Source organism: Pseudarthrobacter lactosi, assembly GCF_055412785.1.
This window is the reverse complement of sequence record NZ_JBVAYS010000001.1, coordinates 1,692,306-1,711,441: the sequence shown is the minus strand read 5'-3', so window position 1 is coordinate 1,711,441 and position 19,136 is coordinate 1,692,306. Positions and strand designations below refer to the sequence as shown.

The 19,136-nt window shown below is 66.0% G+C and carries 14 protein-coding genes; 5 read left to right on the top strand and 9 right to left on the bottom strand.

What is annotated here, in order from left to right:
• Positions 1 to 9: 9 nt before the first annotated feature.
• From kdpC to ACZY0Q_RS07845, 8 genes are all read right to left on the bottom strand, one after another.
• Positions 10 to 633 (bottom strand): K(+)-transporting ATPase subunit C, encoded by a 624-nt coding sequence (gene kdpC / locus ACZY0Q_RS07880; RefSeq protein WP_463915679.1) that lies wholly within the window; start codon positions 631 to 633, stop codon positions 10 to 12.
• 9 nt (positions 634 to 642) lie between these two features.
• On the bottom strand, positions 643 to 2,772 hold the full coding sequence (gene kdpB, locus ACZY0Q_RS07875; RefSeq protein WP_463915677.1) for a potassium-transporting ATPase subunit KdpB: 2,130 nt from the start codon (positions 2,770 to 2,772) through the stop codon (positions 643 to 645).
• Entirely contained in the window at positions 2,769 to 4,436 is a 1,668-nt protein-coding gene (kdpA, locus tag ACZY0Q_RS07870; protein ID WP_463915675.1) for a potassium-transporting ATPase subunit KdpA, read from the bottom strand. The genes kdpB and kdpA overlap by 4 nt, the downstream gene beginning before the upstream one ends.
• 7 nt (positions 4,437 to 4,443) lie before the next feature.
• Positions 4,444 to 4,542, bottom strand: a complete 99-nt coding sequence (locus ACZY0Q_RS07865; RefSeq protein WP_131135243.1) for a potassium-transporting ATPase subunit F — start codon at positions 4,540 to 4,542, stop codon at positions 4,444 to 4,446.
• A 332-nt stretch (positions 4,543 to 4,874) separates the two neighbouring features.
• Positions 4,875 to 5,558: a cation efflux transmembrane domain-containing protein gene (locus tag ACZY0Q_RS07860; RefSeq protein WP_463916282.1), complete on the bottom strand. Its 684-nt coding sequence runs from the start codon at positions 5,556 to 5,558 to the stop codon at positions 4,875 to 4,877.
• Complete coding sequence (locus tag ACZY0Q_RS07855) at positions 5,555 to 5,881, bottom strand: ArsR/SmtB family transcription factor (RefSeq protein WP_463915674.1); 327 nt, start codon at positions 5,879 to 5,881, stop codon at positions 5,555 to 5,557. The genes ACZY0Q_RS07860 and ACZY0Q_RS07855 overlap by 4 nt, the downstream gene beginning before the upstream one ends.
• A gap of 150 nt (positions 5,882 to 6,031) precedes the next feature.
• A complete protein-coding gene (locus tag ACZY0Q_RS07850) occupies positions 6,032 to 6,739 on the bottom strand; it encodes a TIGR03943 family putative permease subunit (protein WP_463915672.1) in 708 nt (235 codons plus the stop codon).
• 25 nt (positions 6,740 to 6,764) lie between these two features.
• Positions 6,765 to 7,847 carry a permease gene (locus ACZY0Q_RS07845; RefSeq protein ID WP_463915671.1) on the bottom strand — a complete coding sequence of 361 codons (1,083 nt, stop codon included), beginning with the start codon at positions 7,845 to 7,847 and terminating at the stop codon, positions 6,765 to 6,767.
• 187 nt (positions 7,848 to 8,034) lie between these two features.
• Here ACZY0Q_RS07845 and ACZY0Q_RS07840 point away from each other — a divergent pair, with 187 nt between their 5' ends.
• The gene (locus tag ACZY0Q_RS07840; RefSeq protein ID WP_463915670.1) at positions 8,035 to 12,021 is read left to right on the top strand and encodes a S8 family peptidase; all 3,987 of its coding nucleotides are present in this window, start codon (positions 8,035 to 8,037) and stop codon (positions 12,019 to 12,021) included.
• 152 nt (positions 12,022 to 12,173) lie between these two features.
• A complete protein-coding gene (locus ACZY0Q_RS07835) occupies positions 12,174 to 14,723 on the top strand; it encodes a S8 family serine peptidase (RefSeq protein ID WP_463915668.1) in 2,550 nt (849 codons plus the stop codon).
• 84 nt (positions 14,724 to 14,807) lie between these two features.
• Here ACZY0Q_RS07835 and ACZY0Q_RS07830 read toward each other — a convergent pair whose 3' ends face one another.
• Positions 14,808 to 15,716 (bottom strand): phosphatase PAP2 family protein, encoded by a 909-nt coding sequence (locus ACZY0Q_RS07830; RefSeq protein WP_463915667.1) that lies wholly within the window; start codon positions 15,714 to 15,716, stop codon positions 14,808 to 14,810.
• Between the two features lie 124 nt (positions 15,717 to 15,840).
• Between ACZY0Q_RS07830 and ACZY0Q_RS07825 the strand changes: the two genes are divergently transcribed.
• From ACZY0Q_RS07825 to ACZY0Q_RS07815, 3 genes are read left to right on the top strand one after another with little or no spacing between them, the layout of a single operon-like run.
• Positions 15,841 to 17,262, top strand: coding sequence for an extracellular solute-binding protein (locus ACZY0Q_RS07825; protein ID WP_463915666.1), 1,422 nt, complete (start codon positions 15,841 to 15,843; stop codon positions 17,260 to 17,262).
• Positions 17,259 to 18,224, top strand: a complete 966-nt coding sequence (locus tag ACZY0Q_RS07820; protein WP_463915665.1) for a carbohydrate ABC transporter permease — start codon at positions 17,259 to 17,261, stop codon at positions 18,222 to 18,224. The genes ACZY0Q_RS07825 and ACZY0Q_RS07820 overlap by 4 nt, the downstream gene beginning before the upstream one ends.
• 8 nt (positions 18,225 to 18,232) lie before the next feature.
• Positions 18,233 to 19,114 (top strand): carbohydrate ABC transporter permease, encoded by an 882-nt coding sequence (locus tag ACZY0Q_RS07815; protein WP_463915664.1) that lies wholly within the window; start codon positions 18,233 to 18,235, stop codon positions 19,112 to 19,114.
• Positions 19,115 to 19,136: the final 22 nt, after the last annotated feature.

Below are 19,136 nucleotides of genomic sequence, written 5' to 3'. Positions count from 1 at the left end.
GAGGGCCGGTCATTGCCGTGACGCCTGTCCGGGCGCGGCGGCAGCAAGAGCCAGGTTCAGGGCGGTGACATTGACGGACGGCTGGCCCAGGAACGCTTCGAGGCCGCCGGTGGTGTTCCGGTCCACGAGGTCCTGGACGGCATCGACACTGAGCCCGTGCGCTGCCGCCACCCTCGCCACCTGGAGCCTGGCGTAGGCCGGGGAGATGCCCGGGTCCAGCCCGGACCCGGAGGCAGTCACGGCGTCGGCGGGAACGTCGGCTTCGCTGACCCCTTCGGCCGCTGCGACGGCACTCCGGGCGGCCGTAACAGCGTCAAGGAGTTTGGGGTCGTTGGGGCCGAGGTTGCTGGCCGACGACGACGCCGGGTCCCAGCTGACCGTCGAGGGCCGGGCGTGGAACCACGCCGGGTCCTGGACCCCTTCCTCGTTGGCTGCTGCCTGGACGATCAGCGCCGACGCCGCGGCAGCACCGCCGTCGTCCTTCATGATGGAGCCGTTGGCCTGGTACGGGGCCACCAGTTGTCCGATGCCGAAGACGGCAAGCGGGTAGGCCAGCCCGAGGATCACGGTTGCAAGGAGCAGGAACCTGGCGGCGGTTCCGGCCTGGCGGAGGTAGCCGGTGAGCGTGTTCATGGGATATTCCTAGCCGATGCCGGGGATGAGGGAGATGATCAGGTCAATGATTTTGATGCCGATGAACGGTGCGATGAGCCCGCCGAGACCGTAGACGAGCAGGTTCCGGCCGAGCGCCTGGTTGGCGGACACCGCCCGGTATTTCACGCCGCGCAGCGCCAGGGGAATCAGGGCGATGATGATCAGGGCGTTGAAGATGACGGCGGACAGGATGGCGGAGGCGGGGCTGGTGAGCCCCATGATGTTCAGCAGCCCCAGGCCGGGATACGTCGCGGTGAACAGGGCAGGGACGATCGCGAAGTACTTCGCGACGTCGTTGGCGATGGAGAACGTGGTGAGGGCGCCCCGGGTGATCAGCAGCTGCTTGCCGATGCCCACGATGTTGATGAGCTTCGTCGGGTCCGAGTCCAGGTCCACCATGTTGGCTGCCTCTTTGGCTGCCGGGGTGCCGGAGTTCATCGCGACGCCGACGTCCGCGGCGGCCAGTGCGGGGGCGTCATTGGTGCCGTCCCCGGTCATGGCCACGAGGCGTCCGGCGGCCTGCTCCTTTTTGATGACGGCGAGCTTGTCCTCGGGGGTGGCCTCGGCGAGGAAGTCATCAACGCCGGCCTCGGCAGCGATGGCCTTCGCGGTCACGGGGTTATCGCCGGTGACCATCACCGTGCGGATGCCCATTTTCCGCAGCTCGGCGAAGCGGGCCTGCATGCCTGGTTTGACGACGTCGGCGAGGTGGATGGTGCCCAGGACCCGGGCGCCGTCCATGGTTGCTGTGGCAACCAGCAGCGGGGTGCCGCCCTGGGCCGAGATTTCCTGCACCCGGTGGTTCACCTCGGCCGGGGTGTGGCCGCCGAGATCTGCAACAAACGCGGCTACGGCGGCTGCCGCGCCCTTGCGGACCTGGCGGCCGTCCAGATCCAGGCCGCTCATGCGGGTGCCGGCGCTGAATTCGACCACGGTGAGCTGTTCCGGGCCGCGGCCGAGCTCCGCCAGTTCGGGCCCGCTGACGCCCTTCTCGGCCGCGAGGTCCACCACTGACCGCCCTTCGGGGGTTTCGTCTGCGAGGCTGGAGAGCCGGGCCGCTTCAATGAGTTCGGTCATGCCGACGGTGTTGGCGGGGAAGAAGTTGACGGCGCGGCGGTTGCCGTAGGTAATGGTTCCGGTCTTGTCCAGCAGCAGTGTGGTGATGTCACCTGCTGTTTCGACGGCCCGGCCGGAGGTGGCCAGGACGTTGTGCTGGACGAGGCGGTCCATCCCGGCGATGCCGATGGCCGGGACCAAGGCGCCGATGGTGGTGGGGATCAGGCACACGAGCAGCGCCACGAGCACGATGGGCGACGGTGTTGCCCCCGCGAGGGACGCGAACGGTGCCAGGGACATCGTGACCACCAGGAACACGATGGTCAGGGAGACGAGCAGGACGTGCAGGGCAATCTCGTTAGGGGTCTTCTGCCGCACGGCGCCTTCGACGAGTTTGATCATCCGGTCGATGAAGGTCTGCCCGGGTTCAGCGGTGATGCGGACCACGATGCGGTCTGAGAGGACCTTGGTGCCGCCGGTGACCGAGGAGCGGTCTCCGCCGGATTCGCGGATGACCGGTGCGGATTCGCCAGTGATGGTTGATTCGTCAACGCTGGCCAGGCCCTCGATGATCTCGCCGTCGGACGGGATCACGTCCCCGGCCTCACAGATGACGACGTCGTTGAGGCGCAGTTCCGTGCCGGGGACCTGTTTGGTGCCGCCGTCGGGGAGCCGGAGCTTCGCGTGGACGCCCTGCCGGCTGGCCCGGAGGCTGTCGGCCTGGGCCTTGCCCCGGCCCTCGGCGATGGCTTCGGAAAGTGTGCCGAACAGGACGGTCAGCCACAGCCAGGCCGTTACCGCGATGCTGAACACGGACGGACGGACCACGCAGATGGCCGTGCACAGGCCTGCGCCCACCAGCACGGTGAACATGACCGGTGAATGAATCATCTGGCGTGGCGCAAGTTTGCTGATGGCCACCGGAAGGGCTGCCGCCACGCTGGCGGCGGTCAGCTTCGCCGGGGCCTTGGTGTGGTGTTTGTGGTCGCCTGGGGTGCCGAGCGGGTTGCCGTCGGCCAGGGTTTCGGGGACGGTGGCGAGGCCCGTCTGGGTGCGGGTCATTGGAGGAGTCCTTCTGCGAGGGGGCCCAGGGCAAGGGCAGGAAAATAGCTGAGGGCTGTGAGGATGACGGTCACGCCCAGCAACAGGGCGCCGAACAGGGGCCCGTGGGTAGGCACCGTCCCGGCGGATGCGGGGATTTTGCCTTGCCGGGCGAGCGATCCGGCCAAAGCCAGAACCAGGACGATCGGCAGGAACCGCCCCAGCAGCATGGCGATGCCGAGCATGGCGGAGAGGTAGGGTCCCGAGCTGGTGATCCCGCCGAACGCGGAGCCGTTGTTGTTCGCCCCGGAGGTGAAGGCGTAGAGCAGTTCGCTGAACTGGTGCGGCCCGGACGCCGGCACGTTGGTCATCACGTCCGGCAGCAGGACGGTGATGCCGGCCAGGGTCAGCACCAGGATAGGGGTGACCAGGATGTACATGGCGGAGAGCTTCATCTGGCGTGGGCCGATTTTCTTGCCCAGGTACTCGGGTGTCCGGCCCACCATGAGCCCGGCGATGAAGACGGAGATGATGGACAGGATCAGCATCCCGTACAGCCCGGAACCGGTTCCGCCGGGGGCCACTTCACCGAGCATCATGTTCACCATGGTGACCCCGCCCGCCAGCGGCGGCAGCGAATCGTGGGCAACATTGACGGCGCCCGTGGAGGTCAGCGTTGTGGAGGCGGCGAAGATGGCGCTCGGAGCCGCGCCGAAGCGCTGCTCGAACCCTTCGCCGAGTCCGCCGGCAGCCGCCGTCGCGGTTCCCTGTCCGGCTGCGACGGCCCACCCTGTCAGGGAAACGGAGGTCAGCCAGAGTGTTCCCATCACGGCGGCCACGGTGTAGCCCTGCTTCTGGTCGCCCACCATCCGGCCGAACGCGTAGGGGAGGGCAGAGGGAATCAGCAGCAGCAGGAACACCTGGAACAGGCTGATGAAGACATTGGGGTTCTCAAACGGGTGGGCGGAGTTGGCGTTGAAATAGCCGCCTCCGTTGGTGCCCAGGATTTTGATCGCTTCCTGGGAGGCCACCGGACCGCCCGGAATGCTCTGAGAGGTGCCGGTTGCATGGTTGATGACATCGGTGGGCGAGAAGTTCTGCACTACGCCACCAACGACCATCACAACTGCCGCGACCACGGCCATCGGCAACAGGACGCGGAACGTTGTCCGGGCCAGGTCCACCCAGAAGTTCCCCAGCCTGTCGGTCTTCGTCCGGGCGATGCCACGGATCAGCGCGACAGCGACGACGATGCCGACCGCCGCGGACAGAAAATTCTGGACCGCGAGCAGGGCCATCTGGACAAAGATCCCAACGGTAGTCTCGGGCACGTAGGTCTGCCAGTTGGTGTTGGTGACAAAGGAGATGGCCGTATTCATGGCAACCCAGGGGTCCACCCCCGTGAGTGCTCCGCTGCCGGGAAGCACGCCTTGGAGCCGCTGGAGCAGGAACACCACCAGGATGGACACCGCGGAGAACGCCAGGACGCTGCGGAGGTAGACGGCCCAGGTCTGTTCCGTGCCGGCGTCGACGCCGGCGAATCGGTAGAACAGCCGCTCCGGCCTGGTGGAGGTGGTGCCTTCAAACACGCGGGCAAGGTAGACGCCGAGCGGCTTATGCAAAGCGGCCAGGGCCAGCAGCAGCGCCGAGACCTGGATCAGGAATGATGCGGTGTTGAATGTCATGTCCCGGTCACCACTTTTCGGGGTGGATCAGGGCCGCCAACAGGTAGCCGGACAGGCACACGCCAGCAACGGCCAGCGCCAGCCAAATGATCGCGTCCAGACTCATAGTCCGTCTTCACCGCCATCACTTGCACCGCTGACCACTCCGGCCAGAAGATGGCCGATCCACATCACGAATCCCATGGACACCATGAGAATTCCAAGTACAGCCGCGTCGGCCATTGCAGGTTCCTTTCGAACGCACCCCGTGTAGGGCTGATCCCAGTCAACCCCCGGCAAACTGGCGGCAACGCGTTCCTGACGAATCCTTAATACGTCCGTACGGAATCTTGACGCGGTCTTAACGGCACCGTGGACCGGGCGGCTCGTCTCTGCCTTCTATTGCGGCGATCCTGTCCGCCCCGGACCCCTCTCATGGGGGGGCCTCAGGGTCAGCAGTCAGCAGTCAGTGCAGCAGCCGCCCGTTTCCAATTCGTCGGGCTCAGCGGCGTGGGGGACTGTGCAGCAGGCCTCGCCGCGCCAGGCGTTGATGCCTTCGCGCACTGCGATTGCTGCAATCACGAGGGCAGCGCCGGCGTCGGCCCACCACCAACCCAGGGTGCTGTTCAGCAGCAGGCCGGCCAGCAGGACCGCTGAGAGGTACGTGCACAGCAGGGTCTGTTTTGAATCGGCCACCGCGGTTCGTGAACCCAGTTCCCGTCCGGCCCTGCGCTGCAGCCAGGACAGTACCGGCATGATGGCCAGGCTCAGGGCCGCGATGACAATCCCGATGGGGGAATGCCGGGGGTCGCCGGCGCCGACCAGCGAGCGGACCGCATCCACGGCGACAAAAGCGGCCAGGGCAAAGAAGGATATGGCAATGATCCGCAGGGTCAGCTGCTCCCGCCGTTCGGGGTCCTTGGCGGAGAATTGCCAGGACAGGGCAAGAGCGGATGCTACTTCGATCACCGAATCCAGCCCGAAGCCGATCAGCGCGGATGAATCGGCCTCGCCCCCGGCCCAAAGTGCCGCGGCGGCCTCGATCACGTTGTAGGTGATGGTGGCCGCGGCGAACAGGCGGATGCGCCGGGACAGTACGGCCCGGCTGGAAACGGACGGCGCAGTCTGGATGCTTGCCGTCATGTCAGACAGGTCCCGTCGGGTGCGCAGCATTCCGGGTCCACGGCCAGGACCACGGCCAGCAGATCCCCGATCGCATGGCCCAGCCGGGCATCGGCGAGCTCATACCGGCTGCGGCGGCCGTCCGGTACGGCAACCACCAGGCCGCAGCCGCGCAGGCAGGTCAGATGATTGGACATGCTCTGCCGGGACACGCCCAGCGACTCCGCCAGGTCTGATGGATACGAGGGGGCATCAGTAAGGGCCAGCAGGATCCGGGCACGGGTCGGATCTGAGACCGCGTACCCGAAGCGCGCAAGCACCGGGGCGTGGGTGAGGGTTTCCATTCACCTAAAGTACATCGAAGCCTGTATTCAGGCAATCGTGTATAACGGAGGGGGAGTGGCGGACGGCGGCGCCTGCCCGACGACGGTGGTGGGCTCAGCACAGTGGCGCGCCCCGCCGTCGTCCGTGTGCTCCTTCAATGGAGTGCCGCCCTAATGAAGGTAAGGGCGTTCCGGTTCGGCGGCGGGAGTGACCTGCGCGTCCGTCATGAGGATGGGACTGGCGCTGTCCTGGTCCGGATTCCGGCCGAATCCGCCGGTCGCAGTGACCCAGGCCCCGGATTTGTATTCCTTCTGCCAGCCGGGTTTGCGGACGGGGACGCCAACTGGCTGAGCATCCACGGTGCAGCAGCTGACCACAAAGCGGGTCACATAGAAAACGTCAGCCGGGTCCTGCCGATCGGCGGTGATGAAGCCGGTGACCGTGGGCACTTTCCCCGCGAAGTATTCCTCACCGGGACTGTAGCGGAGCAGTGAAGCCCAGTCCCGGACACTGAAGCCGCCGGGCGCTTTGTCGAGAAGTTCGTTGGTTTGGTGCCGGCTCAGCGTGCCGGAGACGTTCAGATCCCGCTGGTTGGCGGCATCGGCCGAGAGCGCTGCCGGGGGAAGGAACAACAGGCCGACGACGGCGGCGGTCACCGTGAGGAGGCTGCCGGCGGCCCGCAGCCGGCCGGGCTTCGGCGCCTCCTCCGGATGCCCGTTGTGCTCGGGAGGGGTCAGGACAAAGCCGGCAACCGACACCGTGGCCGCGATCAGGGCCATGGCCACGGTGAACGGAACATAGCGCGGGTGAATGTAGAGCTCCAGCTTGCCGGTGACGGCCAGCCACAGCGTGGCAGTGATTCCGATCAGGCTCAGCATCACACCATGCCGCCCCGCGAACCCTTTAGAAAGCAAGGTTGACCCCCCAGCCGAGTACCGCAGCGCAGAGCGCGATGAGTACGGTCAGTTGCAGGAGGGTGCGGGCCGTGAAGGTGGTCCGCAGCAGGGCGAGCATCTTCACATCGATCATCGGGCCGAAGACCAGGAACGCCACGATCGATCCGGGCAGGAACGTGGCCCCGAAGGAGAGGACGAAGAAGGCGTCAACGGTGGAGCAGATCGAGACCACAAAGGCCAGCAGCATGAGGGCCAGCACCGACCACAGCGGATCGCTGCCGAGGGCCACCAGAATGTTCCGCGGGATGCCCACCTGGATGAGCCCGGCCAGGCCGGCGCCGATGAAGAGCGCCGGCATCATGGCGTTCGCTTCGCGCTGGAAGAGGTCAACGCTTTGCCGCAGCTTCCCCTGGGGTGAATGTAGATGTTCGTCCGACTTGCAGGCCGCTTCGAACCTTGCCGTGAGCAGGCGGTGGGGTTCCCTGTGGCGGCTGTAGATCCAGCCGATAAGGTTCGCGATGAGGAATCCGCCGGCGATCCGCCAGGCGAGAATGCCGCTGTCCCAGCCGAACGCCTGCTGGGTGGTGATGATGGTGACGGGGTTCAGGATGGGCGCCGCGAAGAGGAACGTCATGGACTCTCCGACGCTGAGCCCCTTCAGCATCAGCCCCCGCGCCATGGGCACGTTCCCGCACTCACACACCGGCATGAGCATTCCCAACAGCGAGAGAACCATCCGCCTGAGGACCGGGCGGGCAGGGAGCCGGCGGAACAGGAAATCCGGAGGCAACCAGACCTGCACGAGAATCGAGACCAGGATCCCGAGAAACACAAAAGGCAGCGACTCGATAATCACGCTGATCGAGAGGGTGAAGAAGTCCCGGGCGGCGCCCTCGATGCCCGCAGTGGAGGACGGGGCCAGTGTCCGGAAGACATATGCGACGGCGGCAACCAGGCCAAGTGCCAGGAAAAGATTGAGCCGGCGATACGCAACATCAGAACGGCGCTTTCCACCGGCCTGGGGTATCTGTTCGGGCGCCGACGCAGAGGGCAACGGCGCGCTCTCAGACCCGGGATCCGGTTGCCTCATGCAGTGAGGCTAGTGGCAGGACGGGCACGCGGCAACAGGGCGACGCATCGTCTGGTCATCCAGGGCAGCGCGTCTTAGTTCATTGAACCTGCAAGTTCTGGTTAGAATCGCTCCGGGGGTCAGTTGGTGGTCTCCGACGACCGCTCCCCCCGTATGTTGCGGGAGCCGCTTCATAGGGATTCCCGAGATGCCTTCATATTTACGTGCCCGGACTCTTGCCGTCCTCGGGCTCAGCGTAGCCACAGTTCTTGTTGGCGGCGGAATTGCCGCACTCCCGGCCCGCGCAGACGCAGACGGTATCAAGCCGAGCGTCCCGCATTCGGTCGCGGCCCCCGCCGACGTGGCCACTGACCAATTCATTGTGGGGATCAAGGCCAACGCGGGCACAGCTTCCGTTGAAGCTGGCAACGCCGCCGGCCAAGCGACTGCCAAGACCGGGGTTGGCGCGCAGCGACTCCGTCCGACATCCGCCGGTGCCCAGGTGGTCAAGACGGACCGGCCCCTTCCCCAGGCAGAGGCGGAAGGTTTCCTGGCCGCACTGAGGTCTGACCCCGACGTCGAGTACGCCGAACCTGACGCCATCATGCATCCCACATCAGTGGAGCCGAACGACGGACTCTACTCGCTCCAGTGGGACCTGTGGAAGGAACCGGGCTCCTTGCGCGCGCCGGGCGCCTGGGGCGTCACCCGCGGCGCAGGCGTTGTTGTGGCCGTTGTGGATACCGGCATCACGAGCCACAGCGAACTGGATGCAAATGTGCTTCCCGGCTACGACATGATCGCCAGCGCTGCTGCCGCCCGGGATGGCAACGGACGGGATGCGGACCCCACCGACGAAGGTGACTGGGTCGACGCCGGCCAATGCACGTCGACCAATGCAGGCGGGATCTCCTCGTGGCATGGAACCCACGTTGCAGGCACCATCGCGGCGATCGGCAATAACGGAATCGGTGTGACCGGGGTTGCCCCCGAGGCGAAAATCCTTCCAATGCGGGCGCTGGGTGCGTGCGGCGGCTACTCGTCGGACATCGCGGATGCCATCGTCTGGGCGGCGGGAGGCCTGGTGGCCGGTGCCCCTGTCAATCGGAACCCCGCGCAGGTGATCAACCTGAGCCTGGGCGGGATCAACGCCTGCTCCATCAGCTACCAGAATGCCATCAACTTCGCCGTTAACTCCGGCGCAGCCGTTGTGGTGTCCGCCGGGAATTCCAACCGGCCTGCAGCGGATTCAACGCCGGCGAACTGCCCGAATGTCATCACCGTTGCTGCCAGTGGCCCAACCGGCGCCCGTGCTCCTTACTCCAACTACGGCACTGCTGTGGATGTGACGGCCCCGGGCGGTGACATGTCATCGGACACCTACAGCGGGATCCTTTCCACCTCCAACTTTGGATCGACAACGGCTGAAGAAGAGGCATATGAGTTCCTGCAGGGAACGTCCATGGCCGCCCCGCACGTGGCGGGCGTTGCTGCCCTCCTGAAATCCCAGATGGGCGCCACGATGACGCCGGCGAAGATCGAGGCCAGGTTGAAGGAGACCTCGCGGCCGTTGCCTACTTTTTGCTGGGTGGGCTGCGGTTCAGGCCTGGTTGACGCGGCGGCAGCCGTAGCCGTTGACGTTCCCGATATCCGGGTGACGCCCTTGCCCGTAACGTTCAACGACGCCGATGGAACACTCAACGACACATTTGCCGTTCCGACGTCAGACGGCGCCCAATATTCTGTCGGCGCCATGGCCACTTCGGCAGGCACGTATTCCGGCACGGGGACAGTCATGGTACGGGCGAGCGCTTCCCCGGGGTACGTCTTCGCCGAAGGAGCCGTAACGGAGTGGTCACACACGTTTGACGCGACGTCCGTCCCCACTCTCCCCATCGAAGCCGGCAGCCCATTTATTACTGGCACTTTGTCCTACGAAGGCCAACTCACCGCACAGCATGGGGAATGGAGTCCCACTGAAGTTGACTTCTCGTACCAATGGTTCGCGAATAGTAGCCCGATTGCTGGGGCCACAGGACGCAATTTTTCGCCCACAATTTATGAAGTCGGCGATAACATCAGCGTAGAAGTTACCGGGAGCCTGCAAGGCTACACAACCGAATCACGGCTTTCCCCCGCGGTTGGGCCGGTATCTATACGTTGGAACGCGAACGTGATACCCGAACCCGTGACTTTCATCGACCAAGACGGTACCGCCGAGGATCAATTTATTGTGCCGTCGTCGCCGGGAGCTGTCTATTACCGCGACGGCGTTGTGATTGACGCCGGAACCTATCCCGGCGAAGGTACGGTACTGGTGAACGCGCGGGCTTTTCAGTATTACGAACTATATTCATCAGCTACCCGTAGCTGGTGGACCACTTTCAAGGCGTCGCCCTTTAGCGCCACGCCGCCTCCTGTCGGGTTTTCGGACTTAGGTGGAACATCCCGCGACACATACACCATCCCCGCCGTTGACGGAGTTGAGTACGCCGTTGGTGGTGCTGTCGTAGACGCCGGGACATACCCAGGTGCAGGGACGGTGACCGTCACTGCTCGGGCCAAGGCCGACTATTTCTTCCCCGAAGGGGCCGTGGCCGAGTGGAGCAAAACGTTCACATCGGATGCGGAAGTCGTGACCCCGGCTGTGGTGACGTTTGCTGATAACGATGGGACGGCGTCGGACTCTTATACGGTTCCCTCGACTGAGGGTGTGGAGTATCTGGTCGGCGGCTCCGTCAAAGCAGTAGGCGCTCACCCGGGCTCCGGCTCGGTGACGGTGTCGGCGCGGGCGAAGACGGATTATGTGCTGGCGTCTGGTGCGTCAGCGCAGTGGTCCCACACGTTCAAGACGACCCCGTATCCGGTGACCCCGGCTGTGGTGACGTTTGCTGATAACGATGGGACGGCGTCGGACTCTTATACGGTTCCCTCGACTGAGGGTGTGGAGTATCTGGTCGGCGGCTCCGTCAAAGCAGCCGGCGCTCACCGGGGCTCCGGCTCGGTGACGGTGTCGGCGCGGGCGAAGACCGATTATGTGCTGGCGTCTGGTGCGTCAGCGGAGTGGTCCCACACGTTCAAGACGACGTGGGCTCCAGTGCCCGGGGCCCTGAAGCCGGTGGCACCGTTCCGTGCCCTTGACACGCGCAGCGGTGCCCCGGTGGGTCCGGACTCGTCCGTGTCCTTCCAGGTGGCCGGGGCCAACGGCATTCCGGCACAGGTCTCGGCGGTGGTGTTCAACCTGACGGTGGCTGAGGCGAAGTCGTTCGGGTTCGTCACGGCGTACCCGTCGGGGGCTGCCCGGCCAAACGCGTCCAACGTGAACTTCGGGGCCGGCCAGATCGTGCCGAACTCGGTGACCGTTCCGGTGGGCGCTGACGGCAGAGTCACCCTGTTCAACCGGTCCTCCGGGACCACGCACATGCTGGCCGATGTGTCCGGGTATTACCTCCCCGGGACGCCGTCCGCAGCCGGGGCGTTCCAAGCCGTAGCACCCAAGCGGTTCCTCGATACCAGGGACTCCGTCCCGGTGAACGCGGACTCGTCCGTGTCCTTCCAGGTGGCCGGGGCCAACGGCATTCCGGCGCAGGTCTCGGCCGTGGTGTTCAACCTGACGGTCGCCGAGGCAAGGTCGTTCGGGTTCGTCACGGCGTACCCGTCGGGGGCCGCCCGGCCAAACGCGTCCAACGTGAACTTCGGGGCCGGCCAGATCGTGCCGAACTCGGTGACCGTTCCGGTGGGCGCTGACGGCAGAGTCACCCTGTTCAACCGGTCATCGGCACCGACGCATTTGCTGGCAGACGTCTCCGGCTACTACCTGGCGGGCACCGCAGCGGCCCCGGGAACGTTCCAGTCCGTGGTGCCGTCCCGGTTCCTGGACACCCGCAATTCGGTCAGTGTGGGAGCGGATTCGTCCGTGTCCTTCCAGGTGGGTGGCGTCAACGGGGTCCCGAACGGGGTGTCCGCCGTGGTGTTCAACATGACCGTGGCGGAGGCGAAGTCGTTCGGCTTCGCGACGGCCTTCGCGTCCGGGACGTCCCGGCCCAATGCCTCCAACGTGAACTTCGGTGCAGGCGAGATCCTGGCGAACTCGGTGACGGTGCCGGTGGGGGCCGACGGCAAGGTGACGTTGTTCAACAGGTCCTCGGCACCGACGCATCTGCTTGCTGACGTGTCCGGGTACTTCCTTCCGTAGCATCGTGGCCCCGCGCCGCAGTTAGGGGCCGAAGGGGAGGTGCCTTCCCTGCAGCCCCCGGCTACACTAAGCGCGGGGGTCGGCTGGGATTCCCAGCCGTTTGCGTGTTGGCCCCCATCGCGGCCGGCACCCGTCTCAAAGGACGCCACGACATGCTTGGAACAGTGGGTGCCATGGCCCTCAAAGCCGCCACCATCGCCGTGGTGGCTGCCCTGGCCACCGGGGGAGTGGCGGCACTCCCTGCCTCGGCCACCGCCGTCGGTCTCCACCCCCGGACAGAACCCGCACGCACAGCGGCTACGGCTGAGCCCACCGACCAGTTCATCGTCGGGTTCAAGCAAAAAGAGGACCCGACGTCGGCCGCTCCCGGAACAGCGGCCGCTGAGTCCGCGATGCGGCTGGGAGTCCGTGCCAGAGATATGCGCGCCACCGCCAGCGGCGCCCGGATCGTTAAGACCGACCGGATGCTGCCCGCTTCCGATGCGGAGACCTTCCTCGCCGCCCTCCGGGCGGATCCCGCAGTGGAGTACGCCGAAGCCGACACCCGCATGCACGTCGCGGCGACGGACCCCCAGACCGGCGGCTACCTTTACCAGTGGGGCCTCTGGGAGGAAACCGGCGGAATCCGGGCGCCCGATGCCTGGGACATCAGCCGCGGCGAAGGCGTGGTGGTGGCCGTGGTGGACACCGGAATCACCCCGCACATGGACCTCGACGCCAACGTGCTGCCGGGCTACGACATGATCTCCAGCACAGCCCACTCCCGCGACGGCGACGGCCGGGACGCCAACCCCCGTGACGAAGGCGACTGGGCCACCCCAGATCTTTGCGGAACCGGCACTCCCGCCGGCATCTCCTCGTGGCACGGAACGCACGTTGCCGGCACCATCGCCGCAGCCGTCAATGGTAACGCCGTGATGAGCGGGGTTGCCCCGAAAGCCAAAATCCTCCCCGTGCGTGCCCTGGGCTCGTGCGGCGGGTACTCCTCCGACGTCACGGACTCGATCATCTGGGCCGCCGGCGGCACGGTGCCGGGCTCCCCGCTGAACCCCAACCCGGCCCGCGTCATCAACATGAGCCTGGGCGGCTTGGTGCCATGCTCAACCACCTACCAGCGGGCCATCGACTTTGCCACCAGCGCAGGCGCCGCGGTGGTCGTGGCCGCCGGCAACGCCAACCGGCCCGCGTCCGATGTAAGCCCTGCCAATTGCCAGAACGTCATCGCCGTGGCGGCCAGCGGCCGCAACGGCGGCCGGGCTCCGTACTCCAACTACGGATCCGCCGTCGACGTCACTGCCCCCGGCGGCGATACGACCGCGGGCTTAGCCGACGGCATCCTCTCCACATCGAACAGTGGAAGCACGACGCCGGAGGACAACGCCTACGAGTACCTCCAGGGAACGTCGATGGCAGCGGCGCACGTCTCGGGAGCCGCCGCCCTGCTCATGTCCCAGCTTGGCGCGAAATTTTCGCCGGTCGCTGTGGAGCAACGGCTGAAGGACACCGCCCGCGCGCTCCCTGCAGGCTGCACCGGCGGCTGCGGAGCTGGCCTGGTCAATGCGGCCGCAGCCCTGGCAGCCGGCGTGCCTCCTCCTGCTCCGGTGCTGGCCGGCGTCTTCAAACCGGTTACGCCGTTCCGCGCGATGGACACACGGAACGGACCCGCAGTGGCTGCGGATTCTGTTGCGGTTCTCCAGCTGGCCGGCGTCGGCGGGGTCCCGGCCAACGCTACCGCTGTGGTGCTCAACCTGACCGTGGCCGAAGCGCAGTCCTACGGCTTCGTGACGGCCTATGCTTCCGGTACGTCCCGGCCCAACGCCTCCAACGTGAACTTCAGTGCCGGCGAGATCGTGGCGAACGCGGTGACTGTTCCGCTAGGCGCCGACGGCAAGATCTCCCTTTTCAACAGGTCCTCCGGCACCACCCACCTGCTGGCTGACATTTCCGGGTACTACATGCCAGTGGCACCGACCACGCCAGGCGCTTTTGTGTCCACCGCACCCGCACGCTTCCTAGACACCCGGACCTACGCTCCCGTGGCGCCCGACACGGAGATCTCCTTCCAGGTGGCAGGCCGGAACGGCATCCCCGCCGGGGTATCCGCCGTCGTGTTCAACCTCACCGTGGCCGACGCCGCCACCTCCGGATTTGTGTCGGCCTATCCGTCCGGAACAACCCGTCCGAACGTCTCCAACGTGAACTTCGCAGGCGGCCAAATTGTGCCGAACCTGGTGACTGTTCCCGTGGGGGCCGACGGCAAAGTCACCCTGTTCAGCCGTTCCGACGGGATCACACACTTGCTGGCGGACGTGGCAGGGTACTATCTGGCGGGGACTGCCGTGGCGCCGGGAACATTCCAGTCCGTGGTGCCGTCCCGGTTCCTTGACACCCGGAAATCCACCAGCGTGGCCCCGGATTCGTCCGTGTCCTTCCAGGTGGCCGGCGTGAACGGGATCCCGAATGGGGTCTCGGCCGTCGTGTTCAATATGACCGTGGCGGAAGCGAAATCCTTCGGCTTCGCCACGGCCTACGCCTCCGGGACGTCCCTGCCGAACGCGTCCAACGTGAACTTCGCAGCCGGGGAGATCGTTGCTAACTCTGTCACCGTGCCCGTGGGCGCGGACGGCAAAGTGATCTTGTTCAACAGGTCCTCCGCACCGACCCACTTGCTGGCCGATGTTGGGGGATACTTCCGGCGGTAGGTTCCGCTTCCCAGTGGCCTGAGCGGGTACTGATTGGCCACTGAGGCCGGGCGCGCCGCCGAAGTAGTCCGTTGACAGGCGCGCTCAGCGCGTTGGTGAGGCCCGCCGTCGTGCGGCATATGCGAACAGTGACGTGGTGGCCACGGTGGCCAGGTACCCGGCGATCACGATGAGCGAGATCCCGGCCCAGAAGTAGTTGGTGGTGCTGTCCTCCTGAAGCGGCCCCGGGGCGATCTTGGCCAGCGAATAAACGGCGACCCCCGCCGACACGAGCCCGATCACCACCGGCAGCGTGAGCCATATCTTGGCCGAGCCCAGGTGCGTGCCAAAGCCGTCCCACACGTTCCATGCGGCGCCATTCCGGATGATCAGCCAGCCGGCGGGGATCATAAACGCGCCCACCAGAAGGAAAGCCGCGACGACGTCGGCCGGGCGGTGCCACTGGTTGATCAAGGTAGATACGCCGGAGGCGATTGCGAAGGTGCCGCCCACAAAACCGGCCAGCGGACGCCACCGCGGTGAAGCCAACAGGAACACGGCCGCCGCAGCCGACGCCGCCAGCGTGGTGTGACCGGACGGCAGGGAGTTCAGCTCCAGCGTCACTACGCCCTTGTCCGGACGCACGGGCAGCACTTCCTTCAGGACCTGAGTGGCGACATTCGCGCCGATGCACGCGGCGACGGCAATCCCCGCAGCCGTCCACCGCCGTCGGATGACCGTGACAAACAGGAGCACGACGGCGGCCACCACCAGTGAGATGGTGGGCAGCCAGTCCAGGAACTCGGTGGCTGCCTTGCCCGCAGGTCCGTGGATGTCCACGGCCTCGACCAGCGCGGATTCATCGATGAACTGGCCCGTGGTGGTCTGGACGAAGTAGTAGTAGGTGGCGATCAGGCCCACCACACAGGCGAGCCAGGCGAACGCGAACATAAAGCCGGAGCCCGGGGTGGGGCGGGCAGGGGTCCGCGGTGGTGCCTGGCGTGGAATGGTCATCGTTTAAGGGTGTCACAGAAAACTGGGAGGTTGTTTCGGAGCCCGCGCCAGAATAAACGTGACACTTGACACGTGTTAGGTCCGCGATCTAAGCTGCCTCGCACGTGTTAGGAAGGAAATTGACATGACCGGTGCCACAACTGGCCGCCTGCGTGAATTCTCACGCCGGACCGCCCTGGGTGCCCTGGGAGTAGGAATTGTGGGAGCGACGGCGGCATCGTGGCCCCGGCTCTCCGGAGCCGACATTCCCGGGCGGGGCGACAACAGCCTCAGCATTGCCATCATGGGGACCGCCGCCGATGCCGCCGCGCGCCAGCGTGCCATCGACGCGTTCACCCGCCTCCACCCGGACATCCGGGTCAAGGTCCAGGCCATCCAGGCCGTGGACTGGAAAGACTTCTTCACCAAGATCCTCACCATGGTGGCCGCGGGCACACCGCCGGACGTGGTCTACGTGGCCACCGAGGGCGCGCAGCTCTTCGCGGACAAGCTGGCCCACCCGCTGGACGAATACCTGCGCCGCGACGCCGCGGACATGGCCGAGTTCTTCGACGACGTCCACCCCAGCCTGGTGGAAGCCTTTATGTACAAGGGCAGCCTCTTCCAGCTCCCCATGGACTGGAACGCCGCCAACATGTACTACAACACCACCGCCTTCGCGCAGGCAGGACTGGAGCGCCCGGCGGACGACTGGACCAACGTGGACTTCCGCAACAACCTCGCCGCGATGCGCAAGGCCCGGCCGTCCGACTTCACCCCGTACTACTGGACCAACCGGCTCTTCGGCGGCGTGGTGCCCTGGCTCTACGCCAACGACACCAGCTTCCTGAAGGAAACCCGCTCCACCGGCGGGGACTGGCTCTGGGACTCCTTCTACGCCAACGATCCCTCCCGCAACCTGCGCTCCGGCGGCTACCAATGGCTGGAACCCAACGCCGACGACCCGCGCGTGTTCGAAACCTTCGACTACCTCCGCGGCCTGGTCAAGGACGGCCTCGGCGTCCGGCCCGAAGAAGGCGGCGGCAGTTCCCTGGTGGGGCTCTTCGCCTCCAACCGGATCGGCACCACCCCGGCCGGCGGCTACTGGGTCCAGGGCCTGCACGAGGCCGGCATGAAGGAGAACGACTACGACGTGGCGTTCTTCCCCAAGTGGCGGGGCCAGCGGCACCAGTTCGGCACCGCCGGCTACGCCATTATGAAAACCGCCAAGGACAAGGACGCCGCCTGGGAATGGATCAAGTTCAGTGCCAGCCGTGAAGCCATGGAACTGATCTTCCCCAACCCGGTCACCACCCCGGCCCGCCGCTCCATGGTCAACGAGGCCCTGTACGCGGGCAAAGGTCCGGCGCACTGGAAGGTCTTCTACGACACGCTGGACAAGTACCCCACCACCGGCCCCATTCCGGCGCCGCCCCAGCAGGCCGCCGTCGAAACGGCCCTGATGAAAAACGTCTCGCTGGCCGTCAGCGGCGATGAGCGCCAGCTCAAGCAGGCCCTCGAGTCCATGCAGCGCGATCTTGAACTGGCCCTGAGGAGGCAGTCATGAGTACCACCACCCCTCGCCGGGACCGGCCGAATAAAGCCGCCAAGCCCGCCAAACCGGGAACGCCCGCCACGTCGCAGACCGCGTCCGGCCGGCACAGCCAGCGCTGGCTCGCCTGGATCTTCCTGGCCCCCACCATCCTGGGCATGGGCCTGTTCACCCTGGTGCCCATCGCGGCGTCGGTGGTCCTGGCGTTCTTCCGCTGGGACATCATCTCCGCCCCGACGTTCGTGGGCTTCGACAACTTCGCCGAAGTGGTCCAGGACCCCACGGTCCGGGTGTCGTTCCTGAACACCATCGTGTTTGTGATTGTGGCTGTAGCACTCCAGCTGGGCCTGGCCCTGGCGCTCGCCGTCATGGTCCAGGAGAAGATGCCCGCCTGGCTGCGGACCTTCTTCCGCTCGGCCTTCTTCTTCCCGCTGATCCTCTCCGCCGCCTCGGTGTCAATCTTTATGCGCTACCTCTTCAACGAGCAGTTCGGCGTGGTCAACTGGTTCCTCTCTCTCGCCGGCATCCCCGCGGTGCCGTGGCTGACCACCCCCGGCGGGTCCGCCGCCGTCGTCATCCTTGTCTACGTGTGGCAGAACTTCGGGTTCTCGTTCCTGCTGTTCCTCGGCGGACTGGCGTCGATCCCCGTGGAAACCTATGAAGCTGCCGCGCTGGACGGCGCCACCGGCTGGCGCAAACACGTCTACGTCACGTTCCCGCTGCTCAGCCCCACCACCCTGCTGGCGTCCGTGATGGCCATCATCAGCGCGCTCCAGGTGTTCGACCAGCCTTACGTCCTGACCCGCGGCGGGCCCGGGGACTCCACCCGCACCGCCGTGATGGTGATCTTCGAATCCGCGTTCCAGCGCCTGGAATTCGGTGAGGCCTCGGCCATCGGTGTGATCCTGACCCTCATCATCATGGCCATCACCGCCGCGCAGTTCCGGCTCAGCAAACGATTCGTCTTCTACCAGTAAGGCCAGCCATGACTACCACTACAGAGCGTGTCTCCACCCGCACCCCTGCGGTGCCTGCCCGGTCCCGGCGGAAGCCGAACTGGAACCTGGTCCTCCGAATCGTCCTGCTGACGGTCGCGGCCGTCCTCACCCTGGGCCCGGTGATGTGGACCCTGTCCACGTCGCTGCGGTCGCCGTCGGAATCGTTCAAGCTGCCGCCGTCGTTCTTCCCCTGGAATCCGGACTTCACGTCCTACGGGCAGGTCTTCCGGCAGCTGGACATCGTCCTCCTGGTGCTGAACAGCGCCCTGGTCACCGGGCTCATCGCCGTGGGGCAGATGGTCACCGCCGCGATGGCCGGCTACGCCTTCGCCAACCTGAAGTTCCGCGGCCGCGGCGCCCTGTTCTCCATCGTGCTGGCCACCATGATGGTGCCGGTGCAGGTGACCATCGTGCCCGTGTTTATGCTGATCCGCGGCATGGGGCTCTCGGACACCCTCCTGGCACTGATCCTGCCGGCCATCCCGACGGCGTTCGGCACCTTCCTGATGCGGCAGTACTTCCTGGGACTGCCCACCGACCTTGCGGAAGCGGCAGCGATCGACGGCGCCTCACCCTGGCGGACCTTCCGCTCGGTGTACGCCCCGCTGGCTGTCCCGGGGATGGCGATCGTGGGCATCCTCGCCTTCAATTTCCACTGGAACGAGTTCTTCCGTCCGCTCATCATGACCATCTCGGAACAGAACTTCACCCTGCCGCTGGGCCTCGTCTCCCTCCAGGGCAACCTGGGCACGGGCAGCATCTCCGTGGTGCTGGCCGGCGTGGTCCTGTCCATGATCCCCGCCTTGGTGGTCTTCATCTTCGGCCAGCGCGCGCTGCAGGACGGCCTCACCGCCGGCAGCGGCAAATAACCCACACTTCTGAGAGGCTTCC

Coding starts and splice junctions, on each gene's coding strand:
- kdpC (WP_463915679.1), bottom strand. CDS start 633: ATGAACACGCTCACCGGCTACCTCCGCCAGGCCGGAACCGCCGCCAGG.
- kdpB (WP_463915677.1), bottom strand. CDS start 2,772: ATGACCCGCACCCAGACGGGCCTCGCCACCGTCCCCGAAACCCTGGCC.
- kdpA (WP_463915675.1), bottom strand. CDS start 4,436: ATGACATTCAACACCGCATCATTCCTGATCCAGGTCTCGGCGCTGCTG.
- ACZY0Q_RS07865 (WP_131135243.1), bottom strand. CDS start 4,542: ATGAGTCTGGACGCGATCATTTGGCTGGCGCTGGCCGTTGCTGGCGTG.
- ACZY0Q_RS07860 (WP_463916282.1), bottom strand. CDS start 5,558: ATGACGGCAAGCATCCAGACTGCGCCGTCCGTTTCCAGCCGGGCCGTA.
- ACZY0Q_RS07855 (WP_463915674.1), bottom strand. CDS start 5,881: ATGGAAACCCTCACCCACGCCCCGGTGCTTGCGCGCTTCGGGTACGCG.
- ACZY0Q_RS07850 (WP_463915672.1), bottom strand. CDS start 6,739: ATGCTGAGCCTGATCGGAATCACTGCCACGCTGTGGCTGGCCGTCACC.
- ACZY0Q_RS07845 (WP_463915671.1), bottom strand. CDS start 7,847: ATGAGGCAACCGGATCCCGGGTCTGAGAGCGCGCCGTTGCCCTCTGCG.
- ACZY0Q_RS07840 (WP_463915670.1), top strand. CDS start 8,035: ATGCCTTCATATTTACGTGCCCGGACTCTTGCCGTCCTCGGGCTCAGC.
- ACZY0Q_RS07835 (WP_463915668.1), top strand. CDS start 12,174: ATGCTTGGAACAGTGGGTGCCATGGCCCTCAAAGCCGCCACCATCGCC.
- ACZY0Q_RS07830 (WP_463915667.1), bottom strand. CDS start 15,716: ATGACCATTCCACGCCAGGCACCACCGCGGACCCCTGCCCGCCCCACC.
- ACZY0Q_RS07825 (WP_463915666.1), top strand. CDS start 15,841: ATGACCGGTGCCACAACTGGCCGCCTGCGTGAATTCTCACGCCGGACC.
- ACZY0Q_RS07820 (WP_463915665.1), top strand. CDS start 17,259: ATGAGTACCACCACCCCTCGCCGGGACCGGCCGAATAAAGCCGCCAAG.
- ACZY0Q_RS07815 (WP_463915664.1), top strand. CDS start 18,233: ATGACTACCACTACAGAGCGTGTCTCCACCCGCACCCCTGCGGTGCCT.